Source organism: Bacillus sp. AFS037270, assembly GCF_002585305.1.
Genome location: NZ_NUNF01000023.1, coordinates 21,469 through 34,398 on the forward strand (window position 1 = coordinate 21,469; position 12,930 = coordinate 34,398).

At 38.1% G+C, this 12,930-nt stretch carries 11 protein-coding genes; 10 read left to right on the top strand and 1 reads right to left on the bottom strand.

From position 1 onward, the window contains the following. The first annotated feature begins 289 nt into the window (after positions 1-289). The 6 genes from gndA (at position 290) to COD92_RS11995 (ending at position 6,864) form a co-directional block, all read left to right on the top strand. Complete coding sequence (gene gndA / locus COD92_RS11970) at positions 290-1,702, top strand: NADP-dependent phosphogluconate dehydrogenase (protein WP_098529677.1); 1,413 nt, start codon at positions 290-292, stop codon at positions 1,700-1,702. Between the two features lie 238 nt (positions 1,703-1,940). Continuing rightward, complete coding sequence (locus COD92_RS11975) at positions 1,941-2,840, top strand: AraC family transcriptional regulator (protein ID WP_098996345.1); 900 nt, start codon at positions 1,941-1,943, stop codon at positions 2,838-2,840. Positions 2,841-2,872: 32 nt separating this feature from the next. Continuing rightward, positions 2,873-3,760, top strand: a complete 888-nt coding sequence (locus tag COD92_RS11980) for a sugar phosphate isomerase/epimerase family protein (RefSeq protein ID WP_098996346.1) — start codon at positions 2,873-2,875, stop codon at positions 3,758-3,760. A 1-nt stretch (position 3,761) separates the two neighbouring features. Next, a complete protein-coding gene (locus COD92_RS11985; RefSeq protein WP_098529682.1) occupies positions 3,762-4,919 on the top strand; it encodes a Gfo/Idh/MocA family protein in 1,158 nt (385 codons plus the stop codon). An 81-nt stretch (positions 4,920-5,000) separates the two neighbouring features. Further along, positions 5,001-6,020 carry a Gfo/Idh/MocA family protein gene (locus COD92_RS11990; protein WP_098529684.1) on the top strand — a complete coding sequence of 340 codons (1,020 nt, stop codon included), beginning with the start codon at positions 5,001-5,003 and terminating at the stop codon, positions 6,018-6,020. Continuing rightward, the gene (locus tag COD92_RS11995; RefSeq protein WP_098529686.1) at positions 6,007-6,864 is read left to right on the top strand and encodes a sugar phosphate isomerase/epimerase family protein; all 858 of its coding nucleotides are present in this window, start codon (positions 6,007-6,009) and stop codon (positions 6,862-6,864) included. The genes COD92_RS11990 and COD92_RS11995 overlap by 14 nt, the downstream gene beginning before the upstream one ends. 134 nt (positions 6,865-6,998) lie before the next feature. Here COD92_RS11995 and COD92_RS12000 read toward each other — a convergent pair whose 3' ends face one another. Continuing rightward, positions 6,999-8,156 carry an ROK family transcriptional regulator gene (locus tag COD92_RS12000; protein WP_098996347.1) on the bottom strand — a complete coding sequence of 386 codons (1,158 nt, stop codon included), beginning with the start codon at positions 8,154-8,156 and terminating at the stop codon, positions 6,999-7,001. 242 nt (positions 8,157-8,398) lie between these two features. Between COD92_RS12000 and COD92_RS12005 the strand changes: the two genes are divergently transcribed. The 4 genes from COD92_RS12005 to COD92_RS12020 all read left to right on the top strand — a co-directional run bounded on the left by COD92_RS12005 (position 8,399) and on the right by COD92_RS12020 (position 12,923). Then, positions 8,399-9,667 (top strand): nickel pincer cofactor-dependent isomerase, group 22, encoded by a 1,269-nt coding sequence (locus COD92_RS12005; protein WP_098529690.1) that lies wholly within the window; start codon positions 8,399-8,401, stop codon positions 9,665-9,667. A gap of 18 nt (positions 9,668-9,685) precedes the next feature. Then, positions 9,686-10,456, top strand: coding sequence for an SDR family oxidoreductase (locus COD92_RS12010; RefSeq protein ID WP_098529691.1), 771 nt, complete (start codon positions 9,686-9,688; stop codon positions 10,454-10,456). An 81-nt stretch (positions 10,457-10,537) separates the two neighbouring features. Next, on the top strand, positions 10,538-11,341 hold the full coding sequence (larE, locus tag COD92_RS12015; protein ID WP_098529692.1) for an ATP-dependent sacrificial sulfur transferase LarE: 804 nt from the start codon (positions 10,538-10,540) through the stop codon (positions 11,339-11,341). A gap of 106 nt (positions 11,342-11,447) precedes the next feature. Beyond that, positions 11,448-12,923, top strand: coding sequence for a gluconokinase (locus COD92_RS12020; RefSeq protein ID WP_098529693.1), 1,476 nt, complete (start codon positions 11,448-11,450; stop codon positions 12,921-12,923). Positions 12,924-12,930: the final 7 nt, after the last annotated feature.

Sequence of the window (12,930 nt, forward strand, 5' to 3'; positions counted from 1 at the left end):
TCTAATGACGGTGGAATGTTTTTTTAAGATAACAAAGTATAAATTTCGACTTCGAGAATCGTCCAGCTCCAGCCGCCTTGCGCTTTTCTTAATTATTAATGAGGTATCAGCTATTGGCTTACATCAGAATTTTATGGTTAAGCTAAATGGTGTTTCTCTAAAAAAGTTACTGGTTTCGAAGTTAATTGGAAGTTCCTGATTATAATTAGAAAAATAAGAACTTTTTTATTGTCATAAGGGTAAGAATATGGTTATCTATAAAGAATAACAACATGGAAAGAGGGATAGTATGTCAAAGCAACAAATCGGTGTAATTGGTTTAGCAGTAATGGGAAAGAACTTGGCCTTAAATATTGAAAGCCGTGGATATTCAGTAGCTGTTTTTAACCGCTCATACGATAAAACAGAAGCATTCTTAAAGAATGAAGCTGAAGGAAAAAACTTTGTTGGTGCTCATACAGTAGAGGAATTTGTGAATTCCTTAGAAAAGCCGCGCAAAATTTTATTAATGGTTAAAGCTGGTACCGCTACTGATGCAACAATTGATTCTTTAAAACCATACCTTGAAGAAGGCGATATCCTGATTGATGGAGGAAACACATTCTTCCAAGATACAATTAGACGTAACAAGGAATTAGCGAATGCTGGCTTCCATTTTATTGGTACAGGTGTTTCCGGAGGAGAAGAAGGGGCACTTAAGGGACCATCCATTATGCCTGGCGGGAATAAAGAAGCATATGAATTAGTACAGCCTATTTTAGAAGCTATTTCAGCAAAGGTTGGGGGCGATCCATGCTGTACCTACATTGGACCAAACGGTGCAGGTCATTATGTGAAAATGGTTCATAATGGAATTGAATATGGAGATATGCAATTAATTTCAGAAGCCTATTTTATTTTGAAAAATGTTCTTGGCCTAAGTGCAGAAGAGCTTCATAATGTATTTTCTGAATGGAATAAAGGCGAATTAGATAGCTACTTAATCGAAATTACTGCAGATATCTTTACAAAGGTAGACGAAGACACAGGTAAACCAATGGTGGATGTAATCCTAGATACTGCAGGCCAAAAAGGTACTGGTAAGTGGACAAGCCAGAATGCCCTAGATTTAGGAGTGCCACTTCCAATTATCACAGAATCAGTATTCGCTCGCTTTATCTCTGCAATGAAAGAAGAGCGTGTAAAAGCGAGTAAAGTATTAACTGGACCAGAGGTTAAGCCATTTGAGGGAAGCAAAGAAGAATTAATTGAAGCTGTTCGTAAAGCTTTGTACATGAGTAAAATTTGCTCGTATGCTCAAGGTTTCGCCCAAATGCGTGTTGCATCTGAAGAATATGACTGGAACCTTCGTTACGGGGATATTGCGATGATTTTCCGCGGAGGCTGTATCATCCGTGCTCAATTCTTACAAAAGATCAAAGATGCATACGATCGTGATTCGGAACTAGCGAACCTTTTATTAGATCCATACTTCAAGGACATTGTGGAGAACTATCAACAGGCGTTACGTCAAGTAATTGCAGTGGCGATTGAGCGTGGTATTCCTGTACCATCATTTGCAAGTGCAATTGCTTACTATGACAGCTACCGCACTGAAACACTTCCTGCAAATCTTTTGCAAGCTCAGCGTGACTACTTTGGTGCTCACACGTATCAACGTGTTGATAAAGAAGGCGTATTCCATACAAACTGGATGGAGTAAATACTTCCTTTGTTAAAGTGATTTATAGAGACTAAACTGGCCCATAAGGGTTGGTTGGTCTCTTTTTTTGTACGTTTTGTTTTTGACTGGAATTTTTTTATAAAAAGCAATATAAGACAAAAAAGAGGGATTTTTGAGCATTTTTAGAGAATGATTTTTACTACAGAGTGCAATAAAATAAAAGTATGGTTCGTTGACAAATCAGTTGTTAACGCTTACTTATAGGGGCGTGGAACTAATGGATAAGTTGAGTTCATCTAGTTATAGAAGAAAAGTAATGGATGAATGGATAACTGCTTTTTATCGGGTACAAGGTTTAGACAACTCATTTAATTTTCACTCACACCAGGAATATGAGATTTATTTTTTTCATTCAGGAGATTGTAAGTACTTAATTAACAATCGAATTTATGAATTACAGCCTGGTGATATTATATTGTTGGATGGGATGACATTGCATAAACCAAATCCAGGTATAGGCAGCACCTACACAAGAAGTATGCTTCATTTTTCACCTACTTGGCTCCGTGAATTGTTGGGTACTCTTGGAATTCCTAATTTATTAGATCCCTTTAAAAAACTTAACAATTGCTTACTGCGAACAGGTTATGATGAATCAGGGCAAATTGTTGATGGAAAGATTAAGGAAATAGCAGCTTCGTTGGAACTAATTGATGTAGACCTGCAAAGGACCGGTAAGAAAAATGAGCTATTAGAAGCCGAGGTCAAACTTGAGCTAATTCAATTATTGTTAAGAATCTATAAGATGAGTCAAAAGGAATTATCTCAAATAACGAGTAATAAGACGGATAAGGAAGCTCATGCTGAGTCAATTGCATCCTGGATTAATGCACACTATATCGAAAAGGTTAGTTTGGAGCGTATAGCGGCAGAATTAAATCTCAGTAAGTATTATACCTCACATGTCTTTAAGGAAGTTACAGGTTTTACGGTAATGGAATATGTAATGGGGTGCCGTCTCAACCAGGTGAAGTATCTATTGGAGATGGAACCCAATCTCACTCTAACAGAGGTCTCGCAGTCAGCTGGATTTGAGAGCGTTGCTCATTTTAGTCGATATTTTAAAGAAAAAATGGGTAAAACACCGTCACAATACCGGAAGGAAAAACTAAAGTAAAAATCCACGTAAAAGAAGGAGGAATAGGGAAAATGGATAATGATTTATTGATTTCCGGTTTTTCGGATGAAATCTCTTCTGATTTTGATACACAGCTTGAAGTGGTATCAAAATTAGGGATGCGTTATATATCCTTACGGGGTGTAGATGGAAAAAATATTGGTGATTTTACTGTGGAAGGGATAAAAGAAAGTGTCCAGCCACGGCTTCAAAGAGCAGGGATTGGTGTATCTTCGATTGGATCGCCAATCGGAAAGGTGTTCATCAATGATGAAGAGGGATTTGCCAAACAAAAGACCATGTTAAATACACTTTGCCAGATTGCTAACTTATTAGATTGTAAATACATTCGTATTTTTAGCTTTTATATTCCAAAAGGTGAAGAAGCTGACAATTACAGAGATGAAGTAATTGGCAAAATAAAAGAGTTTGCAGCTATTGCAGAAAAATTTGATGTTATCCTATTACACGAAAATGAAAAGGACATTTATGGGGACATTGCTAGACGCTGTCATGAGATTTTAAAAGAGGTTGGCTCTGACCATTTTAAGGCTATCTTTGATTTTGCTAACTTTGTTCAATGTGGTGAGGATACCCAGGAGTGCTTCGATTTATTAAAAGATGAAATCGTCTATATACACATCAAAGACGCTGTCACAACAGATAGTCAAAACGTGGTCTGCGGTACGGGGGAAGGTAAAATACCTGAAATTTTGGCACAAGCAATTCAAAGCGGTTACAAAGGCTTCCTAACCCTTGAACCTCATCTTGTTCGCTTTGATTCTTTAAAGGACTTGGAACTGGAAGATGCTGCAGAGATTATTAAAGATAACAAAGGCCTTGATGGTGCAGGTGGATACAAACTTCAATATGAGTCGCTATTAAATATTCTTGAAAAAATAGAAAGCGGGGAAAAATAAAATGGCAAATGTTAGATTAGGAATTATTGGCTTAGGAGCACAAGGTGGGGCTTACGCAGGATTTCTAGCAGATGGAAAAGTGAAAAACATGGTTCTTGGGGCAATCTGTGACAATGACCCAGCCAAAAAGGAATTGGCAGCAGAAAAATATCCTGAAGTTCCTTTTTATGATGACTATATCGATATGCTTGAAAGCGGTAAAGTTGACGCTGTAGTAACTTGTGTTCCACATTACCTGCACCCTGAAATGGGAATTGAAGCACTAAAAAGAGATATCCATGCATTGGTAGAAAAACCAGCAGGTGTTTATACAAAACAAGTAAGAGAATTAAATGAATTTGCTGCAACAAAACCAGAATTAACCTTCGGAATTATGTTTAATCAACGGACAAATCCACTCTATCAAAAGGTGAAAGAGATTATTGATAATGGTGAAATTGGCCAAATTCGCCGTACAAACTGGATCATTACGACTTGGTGGAGACCACAAGGCTATTATGACCAAAGCGCATGGAGAGCAACATGGGGCGGCGAAGGCGGCGGTGTCCTTGTCAATCAGGCACCACACCAAATTGATTTGCTTCAGTGGATTTGTGGTATGCCTAAAAAGGTCTATTCTAATGTAAAATACGGCTACCAAAGAAATATCGCTGTAGAAGATGAAGTAACGACAATCTTAGACTATGGTAATGGCGCAACAGGAGTATTTATTACGTGTACGCACGATGTTATGGGGACTGACCGCTTTGAAATTTTGGGGGATAAAGGAAAAATTGTTGTCGATGATAGCAAAAAAATAACCGTTAAACGTCTAAAAAAATCTGAATCTGAAATGAGCGCAACAATGAGCTGGGCAGATGTAACAAAAATTTTCATGGGTCAGGGCTTATCTGAAATATATACAGAAGAAGTAATTGAATTTGAAAGTGTTTGGGGCGGTCAGCATATTGCTGTAATGGAAAACTTTGCAGCGAATATTGTGGAAGGAACTCCACTACTTGCACCTGGCAGTGACGGAATCAATGGCGTCGCCCTGGCAAATGCAATCCACCTATCGAGCTGGCTAGGTAAAGAAGTAGAACTTCCAATTGATGAGGAGTTATACTTTGCAGAGTTGAGTAAAAAAGTGGAAGAAGAAAAAGGGAATCCAATTAAATAATCAATTTTATTAATCTATAAATCTAAACGAACTCGGGGAGTCTTGTTTCCTCTCCGAGCTCATTTTAAAGGGGAATAGCTGATGCTCAAAATAGGAGTTATAGGACTTGGCGATATATCAAAAATTCATATTCCAGCTATACAAGCAAACCCTAATGCCGAGTTAGCGGCAGTATGTGATCTTGATGAATCATTAAGGAATACCGTACCTGATGTAAACTTCTATACTGACTATCAAGAAATGCTCAAAAGAGAATCATTGGATTGTGTGCATGTATGTTTGCCGCACTATCTTCATTATCCAGTAACAAAAGTCTGTGTTGAAAATGGTGTTCATGTTTTTCAGGAAAAGCCCTTGTCTTTAAATACAAAAGAAGGTTTGACTTTAGCAAAGCTAGAGGATATGCATCAGACTAAAATTTGTGTCTGCTTTCAAAATCGCTGCAATGAGTCCTTTGAATTGCTGCAAGAAATTATCGCTAGCGGTCAATTGGGCAAGATAACCGGGATAAAAGGATTAGTTACTTGGTATCGACCAAAAGAATATTACGATGTGAAACCTTGGCGGGGAAAAATGGAGCTTGCCGGCGGTGGAGTGATGATTAACCAAGCCCTCCATACAATCGATTTAATGCAGCTGCTTGGTGGTGAGATTGATTCGATTAGAGGGTCCATCGATCAATTATTGGATTACGGGATTGAGGTTGAAGATACAGCTTCAGCTCATATTCAATTTAAAAATGGCGCAAAGGGATTATTTTTTGCCACAAATGCCAATGCAGAAAATTCAAGTGTCGAGCTAGAGGTATCCCTTGAAAAAGGAAAATTCATCATCAAAGATAGTGTTTTAACAAAGATCAATGGAGAAGGAAAAAAGGAAAAATTGATTGAAGATGCCAAGATGCCAGGGACAAAATTCTATTACGGGGCAAGCCATATTAAACTAATCAATCAATTTTATACCGCAATAATAAACAACTCTCAGAATTATGTAAAGGTTAAAGATGCCCTTACATCGATTAAAATGATTGACGCAATTCGCCAATCCTCAGAAGAAAAAAGGATAATAAAAATGGAGGAATTACAGTATGCAAACAGCTAAAATTGGCGTTCAAATGTTTAACCTTAAAGAAAAAATCGTGGAGCTAGGTGCATATGAAACATTAAGAAAGTTAAGTGAGCTTGGCTATCATTATGTCGAGGTAACTCAAATTCAAATGACTGAAGAAAATGTAGCTGAATTAAGAAGAGCTAGTGTTGATTTTGGGATCAAAATCGCTTCCATTTCAGCTCCTTTAGATACCATGCCAGGCATGCCTGGTGAATCATTGACAAAGAACTTTGATAAAATTGTGAATGATTGCAGGCTTTTAGATTGCAATTTTATCCGAATTGGCATGATGCCGATCCAATTAATGGGTCATAAGGACCAAGTTATGGAGTATATTAGGAATGCAGAAGCGATGGCAGAAAGACTAGCGGAGCATGGAATAGAATTATATTATCATAACCACCATATTGAATTTGAGAAATATGATGGAAAATGTTTATTGGACCTTATGAAAGACAACACTTCTAAACTGGGCTTCGAATTAGATGTTCACTGGGTTCAACGAGGTGGCGAGAATCCGATTAATGTAATTAATAGATTTGCAGGACGAGTCTCATTAATCCACTTAAAAGATTATCGAATTGGAAATATGAATGTAAGTGAAGAAGATTTTAAAGATATGTCTAAGTTCATGCAAAAGTTCACAAATATAATCGAGTTTGCGGAACTTGGTCAAGGTAACTTAGACATAAAGGGTATAATAGAAGCTGGTATTGAAAGCGGTGTACAATATTTCCTAATTGAGCAAGATGATACTTATGGCCGCGATCCATTTGATACGTTAAAAGATTCAGGGGACTATTTAAGAGAGTTAGGTTATGGAGATTGGTTTTAAATTCAATCAGGTATAAAAAAGGCAGGTGTCAGGCACAAGGTGTCTGGCACTTTTCTTTGGATAGAGTTTTAGACATAAACCAGTGGACGTTAATTAAAAAAGGCCCTCAGTGACAAGGGCTAATTGAGTGATCCTTATATAGTTAAACTAAGCTCAGAAACCCCTAAAAACTTTTGAATTCCTAATGCACATGCTCCCATGATACACGCTTTTTTTCCGAACTCAGATACTAACAGCTCAGAGTAATGACTTATAGTAGAAGTAAGATGGGCTTTAAGTTCTTCAGCAGCATTAGGATACAAACGAAGCAATTCACTATTCACGACCAAAATTTCTGGGTTATACAGATTAATAAGATTATTTAATCCGATGGCAAGATATTCTATAAAATGCTCCATTTCTTTAAGAATTGTTGGTTCTTGCTCCTTTAATCCAGTCAGGATATCCTCGAAACTAAAATCAAGTTTTTGTTGGTCTTGGCATACACGACGAGTAAGGCTATTTTCTGAGGCATACTGTTCCCAACAGCCTGAATTTCCGCAGCTGCAAGGCACACCATTAGGCACAATAATCATATGGCCAATTTCTCCTGCATATCCATGATAGCCCTTTAACAATTCACCATTTATCATAAATCCAAGTCCAATACCTGAATATAGGCTTACAGATAGTAAGTTATTACTATGATGGTGTTTGTAGACCTTTTCCGCTAATGAACATAAATTTGCATTATTTTCAATGTAAATATAGATTCCAAGTTCATTTTCTAGGTCTTTTTTTAAGTTTTTGTTTTTCCATCCATGTTGAGGAACAAAATAAATTATTTCATTGGTATCCACAATTCCATGAATTCCAATGACGACTCCAATAAGGCCGTAATGAGTTTGTTCACATTTGGATTGGTAATCTTTAATCTGCTGGCTTAGTATATCAAAAATGACTTCGTAATTAGAGACTGGCAGGTTGATAACATCCGTGTGAACGGGACAACCACCCAGATCAGCCAGAGTAAAGGTAATCGTAGTCTTATCAAGATCAATTCCCAAGGCGAAACCGGCTTTTTCGTTAATTGATAACATAATCGGTCTTCTGCCTAGACTTTTGTGTTCTAATTGTGATTCGACTATAAATGCATGATCCAATAGCTCTGAAACCTGCACAGAAATAGTTGCTTTATTAAGTCCGGTAACTTTAGCGATCTCTGCCCTTGAAATTGATTTATGCTCAATAATTGTACTTAAGATTAACGATCTATTCATTTTTTTGATTAGTGATGCATCACCAGTGAGCATAAAAAACCTCCTTGTCTTTTTAAAAGAAAATATCACACATTTATTTATTGACGTAAGCAAGCCATAATGATATATTATACAGGTAATTAGTTTGTTTGGTAAACAAATTAATTGAGAGATTTTAGATTATTTTAAAAATGTCAATTTGAAAGGGATTACAGTTAAGCATTCATGCTCCCTGTTCATACATTGAATAGATTACAAAGAGGTAAACTTAAATTAAACAAAGGAGGATATAAACTATGGGAATTCTTCAAGAACTATTAAAGGATATTCCGGTACCCAAAATGGCTAAAGTGAAAGTAAAGTTTGAAAACAATAAGATTGACGACCTTGGGCAAGAATTAAAGTTGAAATTAAACCGGGTACATATTCAAGAAAAAATTCAGCCTGGGATGGAAATTGCGATTGCTGTTGGGAGCAGGGGGCTTGACCGGCTCGTAGAATTAACAGCGGTAACGGTGCAATTCCTAAAGGAGCTGGGTGCTAAACCATTCATCGTTCCTAGTATGGGTAGCCACGGCGGTGCAACTGCCGAGGGACAACGTGAGGTATTAGCCCACCTTGGCGTAACAGAAGCTACTGTTGGTTGTGAAATCCGCTCATCGATGGAAGTGGTGAAAGTTGGGGAATTGCCTAATGGATTACCTATCTATGTTGATAAGTTTGCGTCAAAAGCAGATGGCATTGTGGTCATTAATCGGGTAAAACCACATACAGCCTTCCGGGGACCGGTCGAAAGTGGCATCATGAAGATGATTAGTATTGGTCTAGGGAAGCAAAAAGGCGCGGAAGCATGTCACCAAATGGGCTTTAAATATATGGCTGAAAATGTGCCGGCAATGGCAAAGGTGATTATGGAAAAAACCCCATTCCTGTTTGGAGTAGCCACAATCGAAAATGCCTTTGATAAAGTGGCAGTGCTCGAAGTACTTACTCCCGAGGAAATTGTGGAAAAAGAACCTGCGTTGCAAAAGCAAGCCAAGGCGTTATTACCGAAGCTTTTCTTTGATCAGCTGGATGTCCTTTTGATTGATGAGATTGGTAAAAATATTAGCGGAGATGGCATGGATCCAAACATTACTGGGCGCTATCCAACCCCGTATGCATCTGGCGGACCTGATGTAAACAAAATGGTCGTGCTTGACGTAACCGTTCAATCAGAGGGAAATGCGAATGGAGTAGGGACGGCGGATTTTACTACCCAGCGGCTGGTAGATAAGATGGATAAAGAGGGCACTTATGCGAATGGTTTGACTTCAACCGTTTGTGCACCTACAAAAATTGCTACCACCTTGCCAAATGATAAAATGGCGATTCAGGCAGCTGTTAAAACCTGCAATATCTTAGATTTTACAAAAGTTAAATTAGTAAGGATCAAAAATACATTAGAGCTTAGTCAGATTGAAGTCTCTGAGCCTTTACTTCCATACATTGCCGAGCATCCGAATATGGAGCAAATCTCAGATGTATATGAATTCCAATTTGATGATAAAGGAAATTTATTTTAAACAAGAGGAGAGATAGATATGTCAAATTTATTTGATTTAACAGGGAAAACAGCAGTTGCAATCGGGGGAAATGGTGTATTAGGATCAGCGATGGCAAAAGGATTAGCGGAACATGGAGCAAGAGTAGCCATTGTCGGCCGTAATTTAGAAAAGGCTGAAGCTGTTGTTAAGGAAATTACCGCAAATGGCGGAGAAGCAAAGGCGTTTCAAGCAGATGTTAGTTCTCGTGACTCCTTAATGAAAGTAGCAGATGAAATTGACCAATGGTCAGGCGGTTGTGATATTCTCTTAAATGCACCGGGAACGAATAGTTCAACACCATTTCTTGAACTTGAAATGGATGAGTATGATAAAATTATGGAAATTAACCTTAAAGGAATTGTGTTAGCTTGTCAAATCTTTGCGAAAAGGATGATTGAACAGGATAGAAAGGGAAGTATTATTAATATTTCCTCTGTATCTTCAACCACACCGCTTTCTCGGGTATTTACGTATTCTGTATCAAAAGCAGGCCTTAATAGTGTGACCCAATATTTAGCTCGTGAGTTTGCACCAAATGGGATTCGCGTAAATGCCATTATTCCTGGGTTTTTCCCTGCCGAGCAAAATCGAAAAATATTAGATGCAGAAAGAATTGAAAATATTATGAGACATACACCAATGAACCGTTTTGGGGAAGCGGAGGAACTTCAAGGTGCAACAGTTTGGCTTGCATCAGAAAAAGCTTCGAGCTTTGTGACCGGTGCTTTGATAAGAGTAGATGGCGGATTTGGAAGCATGACCATTTAGTTTAGAGTTCACATAAAATCGCTTTTTTCTAAATATGTTAAAGATAATGGTCATCAATAGAAAATTGGGGGAGTTGGGGAAATGCTGACAGAGAAGTATAAAAAATTACAATCCATTCTCCGTGAGATGAAATCAGTTGTTGTTGCATTTTCAGGAGGGGTAGATAGTACGTTTTTGTTAAAAGCTGCGGTTGAAACATTAGGTACTGAGCAGGTACTTGCTGTTACAGCAGACTCTGAAAGCTATCCCTCAAGTGAATTGGAAGAGGCAAAGAAACTAGCAGAAAAAATTGGTGCTAAACACCAAGTTATCGAAACATCAGAACTAGCAATCCCAGGATATGCAGAGAATAATAAAAATCGATGCTATTTTTGTAAGAGCAGTTTATTCGATCACTTAATCCCTGTGATGGATGAAAAGGGGTTTCAAAATGTGATTTATGGTGTCATCGCTGACGATATGAATGAATTTCGCCCTGGCATGAAGGCAGCTAAAGAAAAGGGGATTCGGGGTCCGCTGCAAGAAGCGGACCTCTATAAAAAAGAAATTAGAGAACTTTCCAAAGCATTTAATTTGCCAACATGGAATAAACCATCTTTAGCCTGTCTTTCATCGAGAATAGCCTATGGTGAGTTTATTACAAAAGAGAAATTAACCAAGGTTGAAAAGGCTGAGGATTATCTAAGATCACTTCAAATTCGCCAAGTACGGGTAAGAACACACCAGGATATTGCAAGGATAGAGGTAGAACCAAGCGATATGGCTATTGTTTTAAATCAGCATGAACAAATAGTTAAACAACTTCAAGACTTTGGATACAAATACATTACCCTAGACTTAGTTGGTTATCAGAGCGGAAGTATGAACAAAGTTCTATCTAAATAGTATTTGCCTCGGGTTGTGATAAGAGTAAAAGAGAAAAGGCTTTGGAAGAATCCAAAGCCTTTTCTTTTAAAAAATGGATAATTATAAATAAAGGAAGATGAAATTTATGTCAAGTGAATTTGTTATGGGGCTTGATATTGGAACAACAAGTGTAAAAGCGTGTGTGTTTACTTTATACGGAAAATTAGTAGCCGATGTAGAGAAAATGAACACATCCTTTTATCCTCATCAAGGCTGGGTGGAGCAAGACCCTATTGAAATTGAACAATCTGCAATCCTAGCAATTAGAGAAGTCATAGAAAAAGCAGCCATCGACAGAAATGATTTAGTTACAATAGGTTTTTCTGCTGCTATGCACTCATTAGTTTGTATCGGTGAAGAGGGAACACCTATTTCTCCAGCACTTATTTGGGCGGATGGCAGGAGTTATGAACAAGCTGAAAAGATAATAAAAACAAGGGGAGATAAGGTTTATTCCCGGACCGGAACTCCGATTCACCCGATGACACCTTTTGTAAAGCTAGTCTGGATGAAAGAAACAGAATATGAACCTTACAAAAGAGCCCAATACTTTATGTCCATTAAGGAATACTTACTGCAATGCTGGTTTGGTAAAAGGGTGATTGACTATTCCATGGCATCAGCAACAGGATTATTCAACCCGGAAACACATAAATGGGAACAAGAATTATTAGAACTTGCTGGTATAAAAGAAAAGCAGCTTTCAGAAATTGTTCCTCCGACGAAAACCCTAACAGGCATTAATCAAGCGAAGGCTGAAGAAATGGGAATAAACCCGCAAATGCCCTTTGTTGTTGGCGCTGCAGACGGCCAATTAGCAAATCTCGGCATAGGAGCCATTCTACCTGGAGAAGTGGCTGTATCTGTAGGTACGAGTGGTGCAATCAGGCAGCTTACAAAAGGAGTAAGGATTAGTGAAAATCAAGAAACTTTCTGTTATTCCTTTACAGAGGATACCTCTATTATTGGCGGTCCAACTAACAATGGCGGAGTAGTCCTGCAATGGCTAAAGGACCTTTTAGAAGACGATCGAAGTTTTACAGATTTTTTAGCCGATGCAAAAAAGGCTGCGCCGGGGGCAGATGGAATTCTCTTTCTTCCTTATCTAAATGGTGAACGAGCTCCTATCTGGAATCAACGAGCAAAAGGGAATTTCTATGGAGTTTCCATAACTCATAAAAAAGAACATTTTATTCGAGCCGTGCTAGAAGGGATTACTTTTAATCTCTATCAAATAGGAAAAACCTTGGAAAGTTTAGCAGGGGAGCCGCAAAAGATTTATGTTAATGGCGGTTTAGCCAGATCTCCATTGTGGCTGCAAATGATGGCGGATATTTTTGAAGCAGAGATTTATGTTTCGGAAAGCCACCACAGTGCTGCCTGGGGCGCTGCATGGACAGCCCTTGTCGCGATTCATAAAGTAGAATCTTTTGAAGATATTAAAAAGAATATACCGATGGGGAAAGCGACCTTACCAAATAAGGATACTAGTGAAATCTACAAGAGGATTTATCAGAATTACATCGAATTGGCTAAAGATATGAAAAAGTATTTTAGATAGGAAATTT